This window comes from Lacrimispora sp., from assembly GCF_036758025.1.
Classification (GTDB): Bacteria; Bacillota; Clostridia; order Lachnospirales; family Lachnospiraceae; genus Lacrimispora.
On the sequence record NZ_DAIOXM010000025.1, the window covers coordinates 47,397 to 71,470 of the forward strand.

Here is a 24,074-nt window from a genome sequence, read left to right on the forward strand (position 1 = left end):
TCACCTATATAAAGGTTGGGGATGGGTGAGGGCACGGGAGCCCTTGTCGGAAGGTGAGAAGATTCATCAGATAAGGGTATTTCAGGGAGAACGCTTTCATGCTGTTTCTGAGGCCTTTGCTGGAGATGTGGTAGCTGTTACAGGGCTCAGGAGCTAAGGCAGGCCAGGGACTTGGAGTGTGCCATGAAGGCTGTACCCACTCTTCAGCCTGAACTTCAAGCTAAGGTCATATATCCTCCGAGATTCCCGACAGAACGGTACTGCAGGCATTTTCCATCTTGGAAGAGGAAGACCTTGCTCTCAGTGTGGCATGGGAAAAAGCCTTAAGACAGTTAAAAGTAAATATTATAGGTAAAATCCAGCTTGAAGTCTTAGTACAGACTGTTTTAAGACGTTTTCAGATACCCGTATTTTTTGATCAGCCTAAGGTTGTATATAAAGAAACAGTGGCAGAGCCGATAATGGGATGTGGACATTTTGAACCCATTCGCCATGATGCTGAGGCGGCGCTGCGGATAGAGCCTGGGGCCAGGGGAGAAGGCATTTCCTTTGACAGCCGGTGCCATGTGAACAGGCTGGGAATTGATTACAAGAATCTGGTGCGACTCATGTCCTCGAAACCATTCATAAGGGAGTATTAACAGGTTCAGAATTGACCGATGTAAAAATCATTCTGATTGATGGGCTTTCTCATATTAAACATACGGAAGGCGGGGACTTCCGTCAGGCGGTTTACCGGGCAATACGCCAGGGGCTTATGAAGGCAAAAAGCCTTCTTCTGGAGCCATATTACAGCTTTTCCATATCTGTTCCCGGTTCCCTGACAGGAAGGGTTTTAAATGATATTGTAAAGCATTATGGCCGTGCTGAAGCTCCGGTTCAGGGGGCAAACGGGAGAACTGTCATAACCGGACTGGCTCCTGTGGCTTCCTTTATGAATTACGGAGAAGAGCTGATGGCTTTGTCAGGAGGAAAAGGTAATATTTCCCTGTCATTTTCCCATTATGATAGGTGTCACAATGAAGAGGAGGTAATTACCCGGTATCAATATGATCCTGATGGGGATACTGCAAACCCTTCCTGTTCTGTTTTCTGTCAAAAAGGGACATCTTTTGTCGTTAACTGAGATGAGGCGGAAGAATATATGCATACCCTATCATAAGTTCATAAAATAAAGGAATTTTGCATAAAAAAGGAAAGAAGAGAGCGGTACTGCTTGACATAAGCCAGATTAGCGATATAATACAACCATGGATTGTGTCGAAATATGGTTTCAGTCCCTGCCCGCTAATCAAATTAACGGCGGTCTTATATCCATAAAACGGAAATTAAAATAAGTTTCTCTTGCAGATTCCTGCAAATATTCAGAACCGGAAAGGTATCCTAGTTTATGAGTTTAGAAAAACAAAAAGCGTTCATAATCCATTGTGTATTTGGGACTATTTTACTGATTATTGTATATGCCGGAATTAAATATGTTTTTCCGTTGCTTATGCCATTTGTCATCGGACTGGTGATTGCCATGTCATTTCGCAATATTATCGATTTATTGAAGGAAAAAACAAGGATAAACAGGACTATCTTATGTATTTTTGTCCTTCTCATATTTTACAGTCTGGTAACTTTGGTAATTACCTTGATCGGCGCCAGATTCTTCGGTTTTATCAGCACACTGTTTAACGGCCTTCCAGCTCTTTACAAAGGAACCCTTTTGCCGGCGCTTCAAAATGTAACAGATAATTTGACTGAACGCTTTCCAAGTATCCAATTTGATCTGGATGTCTTCATCAATCAAATTGGACAGTCTATTTTTTCCTATATCTCCAATATTTCCGCCAAAGCAGTCGGTATGGTGACCGGACTGGCCAGCCAGGTTCCCACTTTGCTGATAAAGGTTATTTTTACCATTGTTTCATCTTTTTTCTTCACAATTGATTATTATAAGATTGGTAATTTCATTATAAGCCAGTTCAGTGAAGATCGAAGGGATATTATAATCAATGTGAAGGACAATGTGATTGGGTCATTGGGCAAGTTCGTAAGGGCTTATGCATTAATTATTTCCATCACTTTTATTGAATTATCTCTCGGATTTCGTCTTCTGGGAGTTCCCACGCCGTTTTTGCTGGGCGGAATCGTAGCTCTGATTGATATTATGCCGATTCTGGGTACCGGAGCCATTCTTTTACCCTGGTCTATCATTGCCTTTTCCGTGGGAGATACAAAAACTGGCTTAGGAATGCTGATTCTTTATATCTTTATAACTGTAGTCAGGCAGATATTGGAACCTAAGATTATTGGCCAACAAATAGGGCTGCACCCAATTGTAACCCTTATTCTTATGTTTATCGGTGCACAGATGATGGGAGTCTTAGGACTGTTGATATTGCCTGTTATAGCTACAATTCTTGTTAAGCTTAATAAAGAGGGCAGTATTCATATATTCAGAACTGAAGGTTAAAGATGAAATTTAAGTTATTAAGATAAGTGAAAAACTTTGAACTTTATCATTTAGCTAAAGAAACAACGTAATATCAAGTACTGGAAGGATTTTGTTCATCATTATAAAAAATGAACATAATCCCTTTTTGAACATAATTATTTTGTCCATTTATTTGTCCAGCTCATATTGAAAATTTGATGGTGGTAATTAAAATCATGAACATAATTCTACAGGATACACGATTACGATTGAATGAATATACTTTATTTAATGGTACTTTTTCATTTGATTTGATATAATTAGTTATATACGACTATCCCATTTTCGATGAAGTGTGTATATTATTGTCAGAACCAGAGAGCATTGAATAGAGAAACGCAGATATGTCTATCATAATGAGGAGAATGGATGCAGATGGAAATGAATAAAACCCCAGTATATGATATAGATATATTCCACCCTCAGAGCGATGTATGTAAGTTGAATGCAAATACATTTGAGGAATATTTAAAAGTAGTTAAGGAAGATGGCCTTCTTCTGCAGATGGTTCCAAAAATGATGAAAACAGAATTGCTCTGTTTGGAGGCAGTCAAACAAAATGGTAAAACACTTCGTTATGTTCCAAAGCAGACATTGACGGAACAAATCTGTCTGGAGGCACTGCATCAGGATGGGACGCAAATTTGTTTTATTCCAAAAGAGATTCTTACATATCAGATATGCCTACAGGCAGTAAAAAGCTACGGTAAGTCGTTACGAGTTGTTCCAGAAGAATTTTTATCAGAAGAATTATGCTTGCAGGCCGTCAGGCAAGATGGTCTGGCCCTGCAATATGTACCTAGTGCTTTTCAAACGAAAGAAATCTGCGTGGCAGCTGTCAAAAAGAATGGTACCGCATTAATATTTGTACCAATGGAACAAAGGAAAAAGCGAATTTGCATGGCTGCGTTAAAGAGCAGTGCATTAGCTTTAGCCTATGTTCCAGAAACCTATAAGACACCAGATGTAATCAAGGAAGCCATCACATCGGATGTCAGGGCATTTTATTGTGCTCCAAGTCAGATGTATACCCTTAAGAACTGTATTGAAATATTTCAAAGACTGCTTGATGATAAAAAGGTTGTTCTAATGAACACCTCAGTTTTTGAATTGGATTATACTTTGTTGATTGCAGGTCGTTTGCCCGTCAGGGTTGAGAAAAACAAACGAATTATCAATTTGCTGCGAAAATTAGATCTACGACAGGTGAAAGAAAAATACTTCGATAAGGAGGAAGGGCGATTTGTAATCAGAGAATATCTTAAATATAGGCATGAAGAAATCATCAGTCGCTACGTTCTCTTCCAAGAGTTTTATCTAGCTCTGGAGGGAGATTTGTCAGGAGCAAATTTAAGTGGGTATGATTTTGAAGGAATTGATTTAAGAAACTATAATATTGATGATGCTTGTGTTGATAGTTCTTCATTAATTGCACAGAGTCTTTACGACGATTCATTTTATCAAGAATACATAAAAAATATCAATTACGACATAGACCAACTGATATCCGATGAGAGTGAAATGGTGGAAGCTGCTTCTATCCTTCATGAGGTGGATCTTTTTGCAAATGAGGATAGGGATTATAAATCTCAACGCTTCTACTATATAAGTGATCTTCATTTGTATATAAAAATCGTACATAAATTCCAAGAACATGCAACTAGGCAGGAAGTGCTCTTTTATATACAGTCTCTCATAAAGAAGATGGTCGGAACCGTCACAAGTGGGATACATAACTATAAGGATTATTTACTAATAGCAGGTGATGTCTCCTGTAGCATAAACCTGGTCAGGCTTTTTTTTGAAGAACTCGTGAATCACTGGGATGCCAAGAGAATTGTAGTAGTATTGGGAAATCATGAATTATGGAATGTGGGAACTGTTTTCCCGGTAGACATGAAACAAAACCTAGATTTCATTATTACTGAATATCGTTCTTTATTCAGTAGTTTAGGAATTAGATTCCTACATAATGATCTGTTGTTGACAGATGGACAGAAAACAGTTATCTTGAGTGAACAACAGCTTTCTAATATGGAGCCTCATGATTTGAGGCACTTAGGCCTTAGATGTTCTATCATTATTTTAGGAGGTCTCGGCTTTACTGGTTTAGCTGAAACATTCAATGCATCCATGGGGTTATATCGAACAACAGTATCTACACCCATGGATATTGCCGAATCCAAGCGGTTTGAAGACCTGCATGATATGATCCATGCAGCTTTAGGAAAAAATCCGGTCATCATTCTCACCCACACGCCAAAGGACAATTGGACATATAAGGAATATAATCCAGATTGGATATATGTGAACGGCCATACCCATAAGAATGGTTTTAGTGAGGAGCCTCGTAAGAGAGTGTATCATGATAACCAAATTGGTTATAAGTCTACCAGTTTTGGATTGAAGCACTTTCGTATGAAGCTGGAATACGATATCTTTCGGTATCATGTTGATGGTATATATATCATTTCGCGAGAGGAATTCCTGGAGTTTAACCGGGCAAAAGGAATTGATGTGACACAGAACCGTACCGATGGGCAAATTTATATGCTAAAGCGCAATGGTCTTTACTGTTTTCTGTTTAAGAAGACAAAGAATAGAAAGCTTTACATGATGAATGGTGGTGCTATAAAGAGTATTGAAAATCAGAATCTGCAATATTATTATGATAACATGGAACACTACTCACACGGAATCAAGCTGTTATACCAAAATTATCGGAAGGCCTTGGAAACTATATCGGAAATAATTATAAAAATTGGAGGAGTTGGCAGCATCCATGGCAGCATCATCGATGTTGATTTCCTTAACCATATCTATGTCAATCCGAATGACGGTAAGGTAACACCATATTATGCGACCACGAAGATTGATAAATATGTGTATCCAGACATAAAGGCCCTCCTGTTAGAGCGGCGCAAGGATCTCTATGATGCTTATATCGAGTTGGAGGCTGATAGGGCTACAGTAGGACTTATGGTGCCTGATGTCAATACCGGAGTCGATACAGCAGCCATTTATGTACCTGAAACAGATATTTATCGGGCATCTGGAATCATAAGGTCATTACAGTATTTATGGAATTGCAACGTCATTCGAAGGTGGGAAGATGCTGTTATTAACCTTGGGATAACTTTATTTCCAAAAAGATACTGAGTATAAATGATATGTCGAAGACAATCAACTTAATTTATTTCAATATTATTGCCAATGCAAAATCTACAATGAATAACAGACAGAATTATGTAGATTGACACTTTAGAAATTGATACTATATCTTATTTTCGAATAAAGAATGGACAAAATTATGAAAAAGTGCAACTGAAAGTAACTGCTACATGGACAAGTTATTTGACTGGTTTGGGCAAAAAATTTATTAGCATTTCAAAGGTTGCTTGATAATGAGAAAGCCGTTCAAGCAAATTCATCTGGAAAGGAAGTTTTATATGATTTATATTACTGGAGATACCCATGGACGATTTGAACGTGTGGAGGCATTCTGTGAACGGGTTCAAACGAAACGTGAAGATATTTTGATTATTCTTGGCGATGCTGGGATTAACTTTAGCGACGGCAGGCATGATAGCCTGAAAAAACGGTTTCTGGAGGAACTGCCGATTACACTTTTCTGCATTCATGGAAATCATGAGCAGAGACCTGGTACAATTGATACATATAAAGAAATGATTTGGCATGGCGGTGTGGTATATTATGAGGATGACTATCCGCATCTGCTGTTTGCGAAAGATGGGGAAGTGTTTGACTTTAATGGAAAGAAAACAATTGTGATGGGCGGAGCTTATAGCGTTGATAAACAGTTTCGGCTGATGCGTGGATATGGCTGGTGGTCAGATGAACAGCCATCTGCGGAGATTAAGGCTGATGTGGTACGTCAATTAGATAAAATGGGATGGAAAGTGGATGTGGTATTGAGCCATACCACACCGCTTAAATATGAACCAGTTGAAGTGTTTTTGAAGGGGATTGATCAGAGTAAAGTTGACAAATCAACGGAGATTTGGTTGGATGGGATTGAAGACCAGCTGGATTATGAAAAATGGTATTGTGGGCATTATCATACAGAGAAGAAGATTGACAGAGTTGAAATAATGTTTAAAAATTTTGATGAGTTTTATAGCATAATGCCTGCTATTAAATAAAACTCATATATTATATCATTATGTATAGTCTTCTGCAATTATAATAAATTATATATTTTTAGTATATTTTTAGTATGGTTTTAAAACTGACAAAGCCACAGGACGAAGCAAAATCAAGCTGTTTGCTTCGTCCTGTGGCTTAAAAAAATGAACATAATACGCATTTTTGGTTTTTTAGTTATTGTTGAATTTTATTAATTTTTCCCAGAATTTATTGTAGATACGTAGGTTTTATGGTTTTATCCACTTTGCTAAAAATGGACTTTATTTATAAATGGATAAAATAATTCATACAAAATAAAGTTCAAAAATCGATCATAAAGAAGGATAGAGAGAGGGGCGATAAAGTCCATTTTAATCAAATCCTCAACCTGCAACACTTTTTCCAGGCCCGAATCTGTGACCGGAAATATGGTAGACCATGATTAATTGCATAAAAACCACCATTTTGTTACAACCTAAATTCCCGAGATTTTATACCTGGCACTCGCTAAAAAGTGAGAGGAGGCGGTTTGTCACCGCCTCCTACTCAATTAGCCTGTAATGAAATAGATGTTGGTTGCTACAGAAATATCACCTAGCACAACATGATACTTCTTATAATAGATTTATCTGAAATTACATTGGAAATAATGTCTCAAGTAATCGTATGGTGTTTACTAACATAGCGCCACCTGGAATTCCTCCAATTCCTTCTCTGTGAACAATATATAAATATGTTTTAGCATCTTTTGGCAATGTTTCGTAAGCTTTTTTATTAAAATAAATATTTTGAGCATTAATAAGGAGTAGATTAATAAGTGGCCAAACTTTTCCTAATTGAAGCCGTTTATCAGACTTTAAACTATCATACTCTTTTTTCAGTATATCTAACTCATTGATTAATCCATCTTCGCTGTAATAAGAAATAATAAGATATGGTTTAGGACTATTGATAACATTAATAAAGCAAACTTTATTCCAATGGAATATTACTTCTGAACATGAAAAATTCACTTTTTTTGATGGCAATTCAAAGACTACAGTTTTAAGTTTAGGTTTTATATTTTTTTCTTTTAACTCTTTGATTTCTGAAAGAATATTTAACATATGTGGATAAAGTTCAAATAATGTAATTACGTCAAGATAATAATCTTTGAAATAACGAGACACAGATCCATTATCATCCTCAAATGCTACATTTTTGTCCTGTTTTATCAACTCTGCCAAATACCGTATATTCATTAACTTATAATAAATATCAAAAGAAATAGATTTCAATGCATATTCTAAATTTTCAACATCGGTATTACAGAATGTAGTATTGCCTGCTGTCTCAATCTCTGCGAATAAATCAACATCATGTTTTTTACAAAATGAGACTGTTACACTTGCATCATCAATTGATTTATCCTGATAATATTCAGCTATTTTATCTATTAAATTATCATCAGGAATTTTATGATCATTAAAGCATATAAGTTTTTCATCATCAGCTAAATTTTTAAGAATATTACTACGGGACATCGTATGAGACCGGGTGTTGTTATTTGTATTATCACAATTTCCAAAAATTTTATGAGCAGAACAATAAGATAAATTTTTCTTATCAATTGATTTGGTTTCGACTTTATTGCTTATCATTTTTCCGTTTTTACGGTTATATAGCTCATCGAAGGCTTTATCTTTGTTATTTTTATCTCGATTTTTAAGAGCTAACTCGATTTCATTTTTGCAGCAATCCTTATACCTTTTCCCAGATAAGCAAACACAAGCACCTCCATCCTGTGGTATGTATAAATCATCATTTATACAACTAAATATCGGGTAATTTTTTTTATTAAAGATATCATCATAGTTCTGAAAATCCATACTCTCCTCCTTTGAGATATTATTTAGATTATTATACTTTATGTGATTGGTTAAAGCAATCAATCTGCTATTTAAGCAATCATGATCACCTGTCAAACGGTGGTTTGCTCTGAGGTCATAAGCCTCTTTTACCGGCCAGCACCTAAAGACACTGGCTTTCACTTTTAAAATGGGTGGCATGGCAAAAAGTCTGATTGCTAAATAATAACATTCAAAAATATTTAAATAATGTGTTGCCTTCTATTGACATGCAAATCATATTATCCAAACACAATCTCCTTTAACATAGGGCTACGTACCATCACTAGAGTCAAATGAAACATCAACTAAACTGAATTACTTTCCCATTGTCCAGATGATATCATATCAGCAAATTGCTTTTCATTATTATCTATATACCTAGTTCTATAAACGAGTCAACATGTTTAGCAATCTCGTTTTCCATAGAAGCAAACTTATTTTCAGTCCGGTTTCTTTCTATATATTGCCCATCGTGGTCGATATCCTCATAAAAATCACGTTCTAAACATATATCCCTTATATTAGCATAGACCCTACGTAGTTCATTCTCCTGTAAAAGGATTGCATCTATTTTATTATGCTGGTTAATAAATCTTTTTAATATATATTTGGATACATAATGTTGCTTTATGGTATAGTCAGACATTCCTTTTTCTCCATATTTAACATGTTCAAAGACCAATAAAAGCTATTATTTGTCCTTTGTATGTTCTGCAATCGACAATGCCTTATCAGTCAATAAAATTTCCTTTTTCAAATTTTTATATTTTCTTTTGCGCCTTTTTATAAACTTAAAATATTTGCTTAATTGATAAGAATAATCTAACTCCTCAATCCAGTGAACGCGGACTGATTTTATTAATTTTGCATATAGTAACTTTGTGTCCTTCTCCTCATCGCTGTCAATTCTCCTATTAATTTCTTGAATCACTGATTGCTTTCTTGAAAACAGAAACTGGGTAGAGCTACTTGTAATATGTAAATCTGACACATTCTTCCAAATATCTAAATGATAATTAGCATATATGTTTTTTCCTCCTAGATCTTCAATATTTTTTATAACCCCTTTTATTACTTTTAATGTTTCTAAATCATCGTTTAACCCGTTTAAACAATTATCCATTGTATTTTTTAGATATTCCTTATCATCAAATGATTTGCGTGCAAACGAATATTCGAGCTGATTAAGTAACCTATGCAAGATATCTTCGTTAATCTTTGAATTATTTGCACATTCATATAATTTTCCCCTTATTGAATCCAGACATATAGCGATTTGCTTAAAGTCCGCCTTTTCGTTTTCGAGTTCCTCATCAATAGGAAGCCCAGATAGTTTTCTTTCTAAATTATCTTTCAGAAAAATAATAATTGAAACAAACAATATAAATATCAGCCACCCATTATTTTGGATAAAAGTTAAGCAAGTTTTAAGATAATCTAAAAATTGATATATGTTTGGCCTAATAATATCGAACGCATAAACCATTTTATCTATGATAGGCCTCCAAAAAAACCAGAGAACATATATAACATATATTAAATTAATACGAAATACATGTTTCATTACACCAAATATTTTTTCAACACAAACCAAAATTCTCTCTTTGATATTGGGGAGAACATTCCAGTTTATTGGTTCATATATTCCAATACAATAAAGATAAAAGCCGCCTTCTTTATCTAAAAATAAATACGGAATATGATCCACAACTTTTTCCAGAGCGTTTGCAAATTGTACTATTTTGTAAACGATTACCGTATTATTAAAATTAATTCTATAAAGAATCCCGATGCGCATGTATATCTGAACATAAACATGAATACTATCAATGATAATTGCAATAATCACAAACAATAATAGCTTCAAAATATAATTAAATACCATGTACCCTCCAAATTTTTAATTCTTTCCCATTATATAATAATAAGTCACACACAAAATATACAAAAGAAAGCGACTCTGTACAACAAACTTATTATACAATAAAAAAAATATCATTGGTAGGCTTTGTCAATATTTTTACATTTATTTTAAAACCTTTTTTGCTCCTACAATAGACAAACTGTTTTTATTGGTTTATCCTGGTCATGAATCCGCTGATTCAATCCGTTCCTTATATAAACATTTTAATTTGGGATTATAGAAAAATCATCGAATGTTTACTATTATACCTGCTCCTATGCTAAAGTAGATTATTCTCGATTTATGAGCATCACTGCAGCTACGCTATTTGAGACTGATACCGGACTCCTTAATGTCGTAGCCGGTCTTTATCTGCATTTATGATACCATGGTATCGAAGTTTGGCAAGAAATTTGAAGATGTATCAAATCTTTTTGACCATGCGGCTCACAACGGTTCCAATTATCTAAATGGCCAATGTTTTGTCAGCCTGATGCTCTGCGTTCCTGTCCGTAATAGAAATCAAGTTGGGTATCTGGCTGTCCCTTTGGGGTACCGTATGTGGCAGGAAGAAGAATCTAAGCTTGAGTTTGCCGTTTCCATGGTCCGTCAGGTCATGCTGAGTTTCACCTGAAAAATCACGTAATTATCCTTTGTGATAGCTGGTATGCCAAGAATGCTCTTTTTCAGATGGAAAAAACTGGGTATATGTGGTAAGATTGAAAGTAATAAGGGGACTACAAAGATGAGAAAAATTGAAGAGCTAAAAACAATAATTGCAAATGAATTTGCTTCTGCATATAAAGCATATGATTTAAATGTGGTTTGCAAAAAGTATGGGATTATGCCGGATGAAGGATTAGATCCGATGAAAAGCAAACGTATATATGTAGGCAATGGCCTTAATAAAATGCAAGATGATGAGATATGGAAATTAGCAAGACTAATTGTAAAAGAGTTCGAGAGTAAAGAATTGATTAAGGAAATGGAGCCTTTTTTAGGAGATTCAGAATTAGCGTTTTCCTTTGTGACGAGAAAGCGCATTATTGATTATGTTAGTGCTTCTGGAAACATGGAAGGTGATATGCCATTAGATGAGTTTCTTTCTACTATTTGGAATATGGAAGAGGTTATAGATATTTTTACGGGCGTAACAGTTGGGCAGGAAATTGTTACAGCAGTAAAAACGGAAAATAGTATGACTTATAGAACGTTACTGAGTAAACGATTGGAAATTAAGTATCTCCCTGATGAAATGTTTTCAGAGTTTTTAGAATGTCTTGTTCTGCCGGAAGTTAGAGAAGGGGAAGGGCAAGAGCGGTATGTTCAAGGAATCAACGCGATAATTAAGGAAGATGGTTATGAATTATATACTGATACAGTGATATCAGGTGCTCCACGTTTTAGAGTAGGGAAGAAAAGAGTTACAGAGGTAGATCTTAAAAACTTGATATTTGCTCCACTAGGTCAAAAGCCAGATATCGTTATTGATAATTCAATTAGTAATGAGTTGAAGCTGGTAGGTAACACCGACAACTGTTTGTTGTATAATTTTGAAAGTAATGCAGACGGTCTCTTATGGAACACCTTGATTAAATGGTGGGAAAGTATTGACGAAGAAAAGAAAATAGATTCAGAAATGAAGTTATATAACAGATTAAAAGAGTCGTTAGATTCAGATATTGAAAAAGTGTTTTTTAGAACATATTACAGCTATTATCGTCATCCTGTAAAAAAAGATGTTCCGGCATTGGTTCCGCAGGTATTTTTGCATTATGATCCTCGTAGTAAGTATCAAAGAAATGGACAGGTTGTTTACTCGCATCAAAGGATGGATTTTTTGATGCTGCTACCGGATGGGGTACAACTTGTGTTTGAATTGGATGGTCAGCAACATTATTCTGAGAATGGTAAGGCTGTGCCCCGATTATATGCAGAAATGGTTAAAGATGATAGAGACTTGCGGTTAAAAGGGTATGAGGTTTACCGATTTGGAGGCTATGAGTTTTCGAATGAGAAAAATTCAAAGCAGATGATCCGTACTTTCTTTGATAGCTTATTTAAAAAATATAGTATTAAACTATAAAAATAAGTGTCCAACATTACATGAATTAATAACAGTGGATATATGAAAAAATATGAGAGAGTACATTATGACACCGTTATATAAGGAGAAAAAATAATGTTTCAGATGGATTCGCAAGAACAAATTGTTTTATCAAAAACCTACGATATTATAGGAAAATATTTTCGGAGGATAACATCGGAAGTAGGTGATTATGAAAGGATATTAAGATGTGCAGGGTTATCCGCATTGGTAGATGAGTACCGGAGTGAATTAACCCCTTATTATATGAATGGTCAATGGAAAAATGATCATCTAGGTTATAATCCCGTAAATGCTTGCTTTTCAATTTGTATGGCTATAGAGAGTAATAAGCAGGCGTTAGGTAGTTTCTTAAAAGAGATTTTTGATAGAACACGAGAAATTGATGAATCTGACTATTCAGTTTTAAAAAACTATTTAGAAGTTATAGGATATGAATTGACGAAAGAAGTTGTTGAACGAGATGAATACTCTTATGATTCACACAAATACGCATTGACAGTATCTTCTGCTGGAGCTATGGAACGCCAAGGAGAGAAGTCTTTTTTGTTACAAGCATTGCAGCAAAGTCATTTAGATATAGTACCACTTTATTTAGAAGCTATATCTAATTACGGGAATTCTGAGTTTAAGAGTTGTGTGGATAACAGCAGAAGTCTATTAGAAGGGTTTTTCAAGAAATTTGATACAAATCAGGATTATGCAAAAGGAATTTTGGCAGCAACGGGTGAAAGTGTCATTGATAATTCTAATACACCATTAACATCTATAAAGAGAATATTTACCCATTGGATAGAGAATAGAAAAGGGGCAAATAGATATCGACTTTTTGTTACTATGTATAGTGCCATGTCTGGATTGGGCACACATGGTGAGGAGTTACCTACAAAAGAAGATGCATTGATGTTTTTGCGAATGACAGAAGATATATTAATGTGGTGTATGCAGCATGGAGTGGGATTTTGATATTGCGGGTAAAAAACGTATCCTCATTAGGATAAGCAGCTGGTACGAGAGCCCACATATACAGATAAACATGTTTGAGAGGATTGTAAAGTGCAAGAGAATTTTGAATTGCTGAGGAAGCGGAAAATAATTGACATCTTAATCGGAGATACAGTTATAGAGGAGAAAGAAAAATATAAAATCAAAATGCCCTATTTATCTGGCAATAGGCTTTGTGAAATTTCAACAGAATTTGGACTTGCGGTAAGTTACTCTTGGTGTGGTGGTTCAAAAAGTAGATGGGCTTATATGGATGATTTGTTATCGCATTTAATTCTATTAGATAGAGCTGATGATTTGCTTGCTTATTTGTTCGGGAGGGAGAATTTTGACGAGTTGCATTCGTTAAATACCCCTGAGGAAATTGGATGTGCTTATGAAGATGTGATTCGGGGAGTGATTGGAAAGATTAATACTATTTTATTTTTAGGTGGCAATGAACTTCAGGTGTTGCAAAATAGATTTTATATTATCAAAAAGGGTAGTAAAGTTATTGTTGAGGCTCCGAAGGTAAATCTAATTGATATGCCATACATTCAGGGTTTGAGAGAACGCAGTAAAGAAGATCTTATAGCCGGGAATTATGATAGTGTGATTACCAAGTCAAGAACGCTGATTGAAGAAGTATTGATTTACATATTAGAAGTAAATACGATTGAAATCCAATCAAAAGGTGACTTGAATAAGTTATACAATCAAGTCAAAACCTTGTTTAATATGCGTCAGGATAAGGGGTATGATGGTCGAATCAATAGCTTATTATCAGGTCTTGAAAAGGTAGTAATGTCGATAGCAGAAATGCGTAATGTCAATAGTGATGCTCATGGAGTTGGAAGCAAAAGAATTGAGGTTAAAGAGCATGAGGCTCTATTGGTAGTTAATTCTGCAATAACTTTTGCGGAATATATTTTATCGATTCATAACAATAAAGTAAAGAAGTTATGAAATAAAAAATAGAAGGGTGTATTCATGTTACCGAAAGATAATTTTTATGATTTAATACTAACACATAGATTACCTGTTTCGCGTGGCAATATGACGGTGAAACAATTTTTGAAAATTTATTTTTCAGATTATATTAATAGCTTCAAAGATGCTCTAAATAGGACAGAAAACTGCTCATTAAGAGAAGAATGTTATAGCCTTTTAGCAAGTAAAGTATCTTCATTGGAGGAACTATGTGCAGATATTTTAACTGTCTTTGATTATTATGACTCTGCTGACATGAAAAAACTATATAAACATTTTTCGGTAATGATGAAAAAAATCGAAACACTTTTATTTACAAAAAGTATTGGAGATATTGGTTATGAGTCTTATCGCTCATATTACCGTATGCGTGCTGGTAATCAAATCTTTGATAGACTTGATTTATTTCATATTCCAATGAATAAACGACATCTAATCAAATCATATCGGTATAGTATACCAGGATATCCTTGTTTATATCTATCATCTGGTCTTGAAATGTGTTGGTTTGAATGTGGAATGCCAAAAGAGTTTAGTTATGCAGCTTTCATGTTAGAAGCAACAAACTCTAATCGAGTAAATTTAATAGACTTTACTATTCAGCCAATTGATTTTGTGAGTTCAGTTAGCTTAAATTATTATAACCATCCAGAAGATGGTTCTTTAATTGATAACTTCATAGCTAAATATCTTGTGCTTTTCCCTTTAAGGGTTGCATGTTCCCTTGAAGTGGCAAATCGAGAAGTCTCATTTGTTGAAGAATATATATTCCCTCAACAGCTGCTTCTTTGGGTAAGAGAAAATAAAATTTACGATGGAATCGCTTATCGTACTTGCTCTGCTATTGAACGTGCACGGGAATGGAATTATATTAATCTTGTTATGCCAGCGAAAGAATTAGAAGACGGATACTGTAAACGCCTTAATAGCGTATTTACTGTGACTGAACCTGTGAAGGTTGAAATTCGTAACATTATTCGATGCTATCAGTCTCAAATACAAAATGTTAAAGACTTTTTGACTTTTATAGAACCAAAATATTATAACGGGTATTCTATCTACCCATATCGAGAGCTTATTTCTCTTTGTAAAACTTTTATACAATTATGCAATATGCTTTTACATGATAATTATAATAATGGTGAAGCAATTTATCAGTCAATGAATACTTTAAATTTACTTTCTTATCTTATTATTGAAAACAAAGATTCTATAAAGGAAAAATCTCTTGCTGAAGCAAAGGATTTATTTTATGGGGTAGACGAAATGATTATAGTCCAAGAGTTTGAGGAAATTATGGAACAGTTTTCAAAAAATGTAAAGCCAGTATTTTTTGAGCTTTGGAGTTATGTTTCACGAATTAGTAGTAATACCCATGTAGACTATTCCACGTATCAGCATATTCTTTAAGCATTCATATTAAGGCGACCAACAGGCCGCCTTTTCTACTTATAAGAAAAACAAGCAACTAATGCATATCGATAATGCCTACATACTTTTCGCATTCACATTTGCATGTTCTGAATAGGATACATATGGTACAGAACCTCAGTCCCAACTGCAACCAGCTTTTCAGAAGGTTGTATTGTCACCTATTTTTTGTAAGAACGGTCGCTTTTGTATTAACGATTTAGGTTATTACAATATAATTATTGTTACTGGATAAAAGACAAAATGGAGGTATCATGGAGGGAATGACGAGTTTTAGCTATATTGGCAGCTACAAATTTTCAGTTTATAGCCACCAACTGATTATCTTTAATGATCGCCTGATTAGTAGGCAATTTATTGTGCTAAAAGATTCATATGGTAATATAGTAAGATTTACCACGCTGCATAGACATATTCACTCCAATAATAATAAATTATCTAAACCAATTACAGATGATGGGAACAATCGCTTTTGGTTTGTATGTGCATTTTTGAATTTTGTGTTTATAAAAAACTTCTCTAAATATCAAATAACAAGCCTGACAGACCTTACAATTGATATGGTGAAGGATTTCTTCGTCAATTATGGAACTGACTCAGAAAACGGGATTGTAGCACGAACAGAGGCAACTGTAAATCGTTGTGTTCAGGTTGTTTTGGCTTTTTTGGAATCTTATCTTGAAGATCATGAGTCTATATGTAAATTAAAAAGGACTCAACTTTATAAAATTGTTACATATCGTTCAAAAAGAACAGGTAAAGCTTTAACAAAAACAGTTCCGACTTTCACTATTTATCATGCTGGAAGGCCAAGAGAAATATTTCGTGACATGCCCAATGCGGTTTTTGAGCTGGTTATGTCCTATGCAATGAGTAATTATGTAGATATCGCATTCATGTTGGCATTCAGTTCTTTTGCTGGCCTAAGGCCATCAGAATGCTGTAATGTTAGGCAAGAGATAAGTCCATTAGGCAGTGGTCTTTTAATCAATAAAGTAGGACTGGATATTACTTCTGTCACAATAGACCTTACCGAAGAAAAAAACTTACGTTCTGATCTACTACCAGTTGGACGAATTAAAAAGGAAAGAAAGCAGCGGGTATACCCTAAGTTCTTACCTGCATTTCTTTTTATCTATGAGAAGTACAAAGTACACCTTTCGACATGCAAATTTGAAATGGATTATTGCCCTATGTTTGTGAATTCAAGAGGAAAGGCAATGACTTACAAACTATACCGCCTTCGCTTTCAAACTATGATTAAAAGGTGTATTCCATTAATGCTTGCATCAGATAATCCTGAAATTGTTGCTTATGGACATATGATGCTGGAATACAATATATCTCCTCATATATTTCGTCATTGGTTCTCGGTAAAATTATGTTTGTTTGGTGAAGATGTTGCAGGACTCCAATATTGGAGAGGAGATAGAAATCCTGAAAGTGCGTTAACTTATTTACAAAATAAAGGTGATTTGGAAAAGCAATTGAGTAAATTGAATAATATAATGTTTGACTTCATGAATTATAATGCATCACGAAAGGATTGTAATGAAAAATCTTAAATTCTTCTTTACTGAGGTTTATAATAAATCCTATTTAAGCATAAGTGACAGTAATAAGGCTTTTTTGGAACAAGCTGATATTGAAGAAATAATAACTTTTCTGGAGGATAATAATTGGTTTAATGTTCAGCCTCACTTTTCTGACACTTCTCCAGAATTATACGTAACAGAGCAGGAAGCGCAAAAGCTTGAATTTCATCTTAGCCTTTTTTTTGAAAACAAAGATAAGCCCACCTCAGAGAAAATCAACATATTACTCTTAGAGCTAAAGAGAAAGTTACCGCAAACCTCCAAATTTTTACTAGAATTTTCGGTCGAATATAATGTTCCTGAAGATGATTTGTACTGTCTAATTGATTTTATTTTATGGAGTACCCAAAAAGAAATATTCTTATATGGAAATCAGGAAATCTCGGCCTGGGTTGATTTAATGTGTAAGGAACTGAATTTGAAATTAGGTAATATGCTATGCGATTTTCTGTTTTTCATTAAACAAAATCATAAGACAAGGTATAGCAGGAGTTTTAATTTGCTTAAAAGAAGCTCTAAGCTGAAGCAAGCCTATGATAGCGATAAGTATTTGCAACTTATCTATTACTTATTTAATGAAGACTATATTATTGCAAATTCTATGTATGAAATGGCGGCGCAGAACAAAAATACAGCGGATGCATGGCTCTATCTTTCACTTCATTTGATTTGTGCATTAAGAGATACTGATTTATTGCGAATTCCTCATCCACGGTTGAATCGGGCCCCACAGGATATTTTAAAGGATGTCTCAAATGGTTGTCCAGACTGGAAAGAAGCATTATTGGCTATTAATGGTGTTTTATGGATGTTACGAAACATTCCGATTACTCCATCAAAAACTGCTCAATATACTGGAATTTCTCATTTAAAATTAACAATTCCTGAAAGTACAATGAAGCATTTTGGACTTATTTTTCTTATTGCGGAGTCTCATTTCCAATTATCTAATGTGGATGAGGACTCATTTATCCGGAAGATTGCGGATTATAATAGCATTTGTAGATATATGGGTGACGAAATTGGAGAACTTTTTCTTGAAGAAGATTTTTCAGTTAGGAGTGCAAACAAAACTTATATGCAGGCTATAGAACTTTTTTCTGATACTATCCTGGATGCGGAATCAAAGCTGCCACATGCGAAGGGCTATATGCTTGCTGCCATGGCAAGGAGTCATAAGGGGTCATATGGTGAATTTGCAAAGACAACCGAAATATATCTTAAAGATGCAAATTTTTCGGGATATACAGCCGAATTCGTCGCCAAAGAATTATTTGAGCGAGGGGTGTGTAGTTTTATTCCCTCCATGTTATTAAAGATGATTACCAGCGGAGATTATAATAAACTTCCAATTTCCGATCAGACAAAATTAGTACAGGAATTGGGACTCTCTCCCAATGAGGTTGAAAATATTATTGGCATAACAGACTTTTCATTACAAAAGGCAGGAGATATTGTAAAAAAAATAGTTTCATCTACAGATAATAAGCATGATACTATACTTTCAATCCTACATAACATTGCCTGTGGAAATGCCGCATCTAAAATAGATGAAAGTCTGTGTCTAATAACTGCTATGAATCGCAAATGCCCAACACCGGAGCGACGGCAATGTATCGGATGCAATTATGAAATTCATACAAAATCAACTATATATCTTCTTGCAAGCGAGTTCAGAAGAATATATTCCCTTCGTGAGAATGCTCCTAATATCCATTTGCAAAATAAATACACAACCCTGTTAAGGGAAACAGTAGTTCCCGCTATGAACGAAATATTCTCATGTATATCTGACATATATGGTGACGAAGCATTGACTGAGTTAGAGGAAATCATAAAGGAGAACGCATATGAATAATGCTGCTTTGGCAATTCCGCTATATGAATCAATAATAGAGACAGAAACCCTGTCAGAAAGTAATATTCAGGAGTCGAAAGAATTATTTGAAAGATACGCTGTACAAGGAATTATCCAGAATACAAGCTTTGATGATGAGAGGTGGGCATTCAGTGATGAATATGAGAATGTAGGGATGATATTTTCCATTGATGAGCTAACATACAAGAGAATTTATGAACCCATATTTGGTTTTAATGTGGCTAAATGTGTTGAATATATAAAAGCATACATTATACTCACATTAGGAAAAAACGTCCTTGTCAGTATACGTAATGCATTGAATGATATAAAAGATGTATTAAAAACAGATTATAAAACATGGAATAACGACTCTGTCAACCTTCGTATGCCACTGCATGCAGAGGACTTTTTCTCCATTCTCCCATGCAATAGTCCTGACGGAAGAGAAGAATTACTAAGGGCAATCTGTGCAGTTGCTGAGATATCTTTCGCCACTTCAACCAATAAGAGAAATTTGGCTCAATTTCAGAGCTATTTTCGTTTTGATGAGTTGATAAAACAATACTGGAGTCAGGAAATTCCATTAAGAGAAAGGATGTTTTTTTATCCTGTTTATTTGTGGTGGAGGATCACTGCAATTATACCACTTCGTCCCAGGGAGTTTATATTAACTCCCAGGAACTGCATTCATAGGGAAAAGGATTCTTATTATCTTACTTTAAGAAGGAATCGCTTAAAAGGCTCTTCAAGAGTAGTGAATTATAATATTGATCAGGATTACATACAGGTAAGATATGAAATTCCTCATGAATTGGCAGAAGCGATTCTTTATTATATTAAGGAGACAGAACGCCTTGAATCAAATCAATTAGATACACTACTACGGACTGAGTTTCATTATGCTTATTTTGATCAGAAAAAACATCAAAATAGCAGGTATTATACTTATGTGAATTTATGTTGCTGTCTCCGATTATTTTATAAGAATATTCTTTTAAAGAAAATGGGAATGTCTATCATTCGCCATAGAGACATTGGAAAGGTTCTCGCAGAAAAAGAACTTGAATATATCTATCTTGGTGATACGAGACACATTGCAATGATAAATATCATCGTTGAAGGAGGAAGCCCTGTTATTGCCATGTTGCTAGCTGGGCATAGTGACATAGCTACCAGTTCTCACTATTACTCTAATATTACTAATTTGATTGAATGTAAAACATATATGAAATATAGAAAGTCAATCGAGGGGAGTGAGCAGTTCCTTATAGGCAGCAATTTTTATCCACCTCAAATCGAGGATAAGCAGTACATCGAACTAGAAGACGGTGGCCGCTGTTATTCACCTAAATTTTTAACTGGTGATATAAGTGATTGTAACACTTGTTGTGGTAAATTTGGTGAAATAGGTTATTGCCCTGAATGCACATACTACAGGCAAAAAGGATTTTCTTATTTTTTAAAAGAAGATTCTATCTATAGAAGCAAAATTGAGGAGGATTACAAATTACTATCCAGATCCGTGGAACGTGTCAGAGCAGGCCTTGGATTTGAGGAAGACATAAGGGAAGCTTTTTTAAGATTAGAAAATAGTTCTTTTAACTATGAAAAGTACTGCATAGAAAAGATAAACCATCAATACAGGGAGGATGATAATGGCTAGACCAAAAAACATTGAAACAGATGAACTGTTAGCATTGTTAGGCATTTACTATACAAATGAATGTAGAGCAAATAATCAGTTAATTAAGATACCCGCTTTTGGAGCTTATCTGCGTTCCAAAGGCTATGCTATACAGGATTATTCTATCAGAAGATGTGAGCAGGTACGGAATAAAATTGAAGAAATCAACAGAAAAGAAGAATCAATGCAGCCGTATAAAGTTGCTGTATTCAAAAGTCTGGATACAGATCAATTTCTTTTAAAAAACAGTAATATCTCGGCTTTAAAATCAGCGCTTATTAAACGAGACCAATATTATCAGTCCGTATCTGATTCTGCAACATTTGCCATTCAAAATCAAACAAAGTTAGAAGAACAAAACAGAAAGAAACAGCAGGAAATAGCTTTCCTGAAAGCTGAACTACATAAAAGTAAAATAACAATATCTGAATTAGAGGAAGTAAATGCTGAGCTTAAGACAAGAATACAGGCACTCAATCATATATTAAGAACCCATGTATATCCAGAGGTAGCAAATGAACTATTACATCAAGAGGGTATTTTAATTAGCAATGAAGCCGTAGATGAGCATATTCGTAAAGATGCTATTATCTCTGATGCAGACTCTTTGCTAGATCCGCTGAAAGAGGCTGAACAGGCAAAGAAAAATAATGTGATAAGGGACTTATTTGATAAAATATGATACTATTAAAAGATGGAAATCCCATAGCAGCGAGTCAATGGTGCCATGATTTAAATGTGGGAATGGATTTGGAAAAAATTGCATTGAGATCCGGGAAATTGGTTTATTTCAAGTGTAGCAATAATGATAATCATATATGGCAAACAAAGGTATATCAAAGAACAAAAAATGGGCTTAATATAGATTGTCCATTCTGTTCAGGGCGTGAAGCTTTTACAGGTGAGACAGATTTACTAACTGCACATCCCATAATTAAAGATTTGTGGGATTACGATAATAATACTTTAGACCCAATTAAAATCCTTCCGAATTCAACAAAAAAAGCTTACTTTAAGTGTGAAAAGGGGCATACCTTTACAAAGCGAATTTCTAAATTCGTAGAAAAGCCAGTTTGTGAGCAATGTGAATTTGAATCTAATAATCTTGCAGCATTAAGACCTGATATTTTGTCATGGTGGGATTATGAACAAAATGAAAAAGGGCCTGAAACCTATTATAAAAATTCCAGTTCTAAAGTGTTTTGGAAGTGTCCTAAGTGTAGTTACTGTTGGGAAGCTGAAATAGCATCCAGGACAGTTTCTAAACTACAATGTCCCTGTTGTGATATGGGGATCGCCTTAAAAAAGGGGATCAATGATTTTCAGTCTAAAAACCATGAATTGGCACTTGACTGGAATTATGAAAAAAACACGAATATCACACCAGATTCAATTTTTGTAAATTACCCCGAACCAGTATGGTGGAAATGTCAAAAATGTCAATATGAATGGAAAACGTTGATTGTATCTCGACATATGAATGGAAAGAAGCGTGAATGTCCCCGATGTGCTGGGAAAATAGCGCATATAAATGTGACAGACTTATCTACCACACATTCTGATTATGCTAAGGAATATGTTCCTGAATTGAATGCAATTCCCTTAGAAAACCTAAAGGCAGGAACAAATGCAACTATTACCTGGAAGTGTTCAAAATGCCATCAAATATTTAAGTCATCGCCATTATCAAGAACTAGAAGTCCTAAAGGCGGCTGTCCATTTTGTGATGGAAAAGTTCCTATTGTGGGTGAAAATGATTTCAAGAAATTACACTTCGAATTATTGGCTGAATGGGACTATGAGGTTAATCAGAATAGTCCTGATACGTATACAGAATATTCCAATCATGTTGTCGCATGGATATGTAAAAATAATCCTGAGCATAAATGGATGGCTAGCATTCAGCAAAGATCATATGGTAGAAAATGTTGTCCTTTCTGCGAGGAAATTAATAACGGGAATAGTTTAAAAGATAAGAGACCTGACTTGCTGGAGTTTTGGGATTATTCTGTGAATGTTAAGGGACCTGAATGTTATACGCAATATTCAAATAAAGAGGTTGGTTGGTGTTGCCAGAATGGACATAAATTTATTCAGAAGATTATGTTAGCATCGATAAAGTTACAGTTTTCTTGTGGATACTGCAACGATATAATTCTAGTTCCCGGAGAAAATGATCTTAAATCTCAATTTCCTGAGTTGGTTTGGGAATATGATTTAGCTGAAAATCTACTTCAGCCATCTGAAGTACGGATTAATTCTACTGTTCCTGTTTATTGGAAATGTGAAGAATATGGACACTCATATAAGGCAAGCCCAAGAGATCGTGTTTATGAGAACAAAACCTGCCCGATATGTGCAAATATTCAGGTATCAAAAGGATTTAATGATTTATATACTCATCATACAACAGTAAAAGCGGTATGGAATTACAAAAAAAATGGAGAGAGAAATCCTACTAATGTCTTATATGATATTAATACAAGATTTTATTTCATCTGTGAAAAAGGTCATGAATGGAAAGAAGCTCTACAGTCTGCGATTGCAAATAAGTTTTCTTGTCCATATTGTGAGAATCGCCTCCCCCTCGCAAAATTTAATACATTAGCAGCACGCTTCTCTAAATTGCTTAAAGAATGGTGTGATGAAAATGAGGATGACCCTGATGAAATTTTACCAAGCACAAGGAAATCTGTTAAGTGGAATTGCTCTGCTTGTAGTAATCAATATTTTGCATCAGTCTATGACCGCACTGTTGGAAAAGGAAATTGCCCCTACTGTGAAGAACGAAAAGTTGATCCCAAACGTACATCATTTAAAGCTAAATTTCCCACATTGGCATTAGAGTTTAGTTATTCAAATAAAGTGCAAGCTGATAGAATATTTCCAACCTATACAGAATATGTAAAATGGGATTGCTCAAAGTGTAAAATGAACTGGCAATCTACGGTTAGGGATCGGGTATCAGGGGAAGCAACCTGTCCCTATTGCGATGGACGCAA

Annotated in this window: 18 protein-coding genes; 15 read left to right on the forward strand and 3 right to left on the reverse strand. The window is 34.8% G+C overall.

Annotation, left to right across the window (positions count from 1 at the left end; all coding sequences use genetic code 11):
- The first annotated feature begins 278 nt into the window (after positions 1–278).
- From V7M78_RS17975 to V7M78_RS17995, 5 genes are all read left to right on the forward strand, one after another.
- Positions 279–641: a hypothetical protein gene (locus V7M78_RS17975; protein ID WP_333651748.1), complete on the forward strand. Its 363-nt coding sequence runs from the start codon at positions 279–281 to the stop codon at positions 639–641.
- Positions 642–652: 11 nt separating this feature from the next.
- Positions 653–1,126 carry a hypothetical protein gene (locus tag V7M78_RS17980; RefSeq protein ID WP_333651749.1) on the forward strand — a complete coding sequence of 158 codons (474 nt, stop codon included), beginning with the start codon at positions 653–655 and terminating at the stop codon, positions 1,124–1,126.
- Positions 1,127–1,390: 264 nt separating this feature from the next.
- Positions 1,391–2,461 carry a sporulation integral membrane protein YtvI gene (ytvI, locus tag V7M78_RS17985; RefSeq protein ID WP_333651750.1) on the forward strand — a complete coding sequence of 357 codons (1,071 nt, stop codon included), beginning with the start codon at positions 1,391–1,393 and terminating at the stop codon, positions 2,459–2,461.
- 396 nt (positions 2,462–2,857) lie between these two features.
- The gene (locus tag V7M78_RS17990; RefSeq protein ID WP_333651751.1) at positions 2,858–5,641 is read left to right on the forward strand and encodes a DUF4116 domain-containing protein; all 2,784 of its coding nucleotides are present in this window, start codon (positions 2,858–2,860) and stop codon (positions 5,639–5,641) included.
- A gap of 290 nt (positions 5,642–5,931) precedes the next feature.
- Entirely contained in the window at positions 5,932–6,645 is a 714-nt protein-coding gene (locus V7M78_RS17995) for a metallophosphoesterase family protein (RefSeq protein ID WP_333651752.1), read from the forward strand.
- A 618-nt stretch (positions 6,646–7,263) separates the two neighbouring features.
- Here V7M78_RS17995 and V7M78_RS18000 read toward each other — a convergent pair.
- The 3 genes from V7M78_RS18000 to V7M78_RS18010 form a co-directional block, all read right to left on the reverse strand.
- A complete protein-coding gene (locus V7M78_RS18000) occupies positions 7,264–8,496 on the reverse strand; it encodes a hypothetical protein (RefSeq protein WP_333651753.1) in 1,233 nt (410 codons plus the stop codon).
- A 391-nt stretch (positions 8,497–8,887) separates the two neighbouring features.
- Positions 8,888–9,163, reverse strand: a complete 276-nt coding sequence (locus tag V7M78_RS18005; RefSeq protein WP_333651754.1) for a DUF4238 domain-containing protein — start codon at positions 9,161–9,163, stop codon at positions 8,888–8,890.
- Positions 9,164–9,208: 45 nt separating this feature from the next.
- On the reverse strand, positions 9,209–10,402 hold the full coding sequence (locus tag V7M78_RS18010; protein WP_333651755.1) for a hypothetical protein: 1,194 nt from the start codon (positions 10,400–10,402) through the stop codon (positions 9,209–9,211).
- A gap of 406 nt (positions 10,403–10,808) precedes the next feature.
- Between V7M78_RS18010 and V7M78_RS18015 the strand changes: the two genes are divergently transcribed.
- The 10 genes from V7M78_RS18015 to V7M78_RS18060 form a co-directional block, all read left to right on the forward strand.
- Complete coding sequence (locus V7M78_RS18015) at positions 10,809–11,054, forward strand: hypothetical protein (RefSeq protein WP_333651756.1); 246 nt, start codon at positions 10,809–10,811, stop codon at positions 11,052–11,054.
- Between the two features lie 111 nt (positions 11,055–11,165).
- A complete protein-coding gene (locus tag V7M78_RS18020; RefSeq protein ID WP_333651757.1) occupies positions 11,166–12,506 on the forward strand; it encodes a hypothetical protein in 1,341 nt (446 codons plus the stop codon).
- Positions 12,507–12,602: 96 nt separating this feature from the next.
- The gene (locus V7M78_RS18025; protein WP_333651758.1) at positions 12,603–13,493 is read left to right on the forward strand and encodes a hypothetical protein; all 891 of its coding nucleotides are present in this window, start codon (positions 12,603–12,605) and stop codon (positions 13,491–13,493) included.
- A 90-nt stretch (positions 13,494–13,583) separates the two neighbouring features.
- A complete protein-coding gene (locus V7M78_RS18030; protein ID WP_333651759.1) occupies positions 13,584–14,477 on the forward strand; it encodes an abortive infection family protein in 894 nt (297 codons plus the stop codon).
- A gap of 24 nt (positions 14,478–14,501) precedes the next feature.
- Positions 14,502–15,911 (forward strand): hypothetical protein, encoded by a 1,410-nt coding sequence (locus tag V7M78_RS18035; protein ID WP_333651760.1) that lies wholly within the window; start codon positions 14,502–14,504, stop codon positions 15,909–15,911.
- Positions 15,912–16,186: 275 nt separating this feature from the next.
- Positions 16,187–17,497: a hypothetical protein gene (locus tag V7M78_RS18040; protein ID WP_333651761.1), complete on the forward strand. Its 1,311-nt coding sequence runs from the start codon at positions 16,187–16,189 to the stop codon at positions 17,495–17,497.
- On the forward strand, positions 17,484–19,385 hold the full coding sequence (locus V7M78_RS18045; protein WP_333651762.1) for a hypothetical protein: 1,902 nt from the start codon (positions 17,484–17,486) through the stop codon (positions 19,383–19,385). Before V7M78_RS18040 ends, V7M78_RS18045 begins: the two co-directional genes overlap by 14 nt.
- Positions 19,378–21,051, forward strand: coding sequence for a hypothetical protein (locus V7M78_RS18050; RefSeq protein WP_333651763.1), 1,674 nt, complete (start codon positions 19,378–19,380; stop codon positions 21,049–21,051). Before V7M78_RS18045 ends, V7M78_RS18050 begins: the two co-directional genes overlap by 8 nt.
- Positions 21,044–21,754 carry a hypothetical protein gene (locus V7M78_RS18055; protein ID WP_333651764.1) on the forward strand — a complete coding sequence of 237 codons (711 nt, stop codon included), beginning with the start codon at positions 21,044–21,046 and terminating at the stop codon, positions 21,752–21,754. The genes V7M78_RS18050 and V7M78_RS18055 overlap by 8 nt, the downstream gene beginning before the upstream one ends.
- Positions 21,751–24,074, forward strand: a 2,324-nt coding sequence (locus V7M78_RS18060) for a zinc-ribbon domain-containing protein (RefSeq protein ID WP_333651765.1), incomplete at its 3' end; no start/stop codon positions are given. The genes V7M78_RS18055 and V7M78_RS18060, both read left to right, overlap by 4 nt.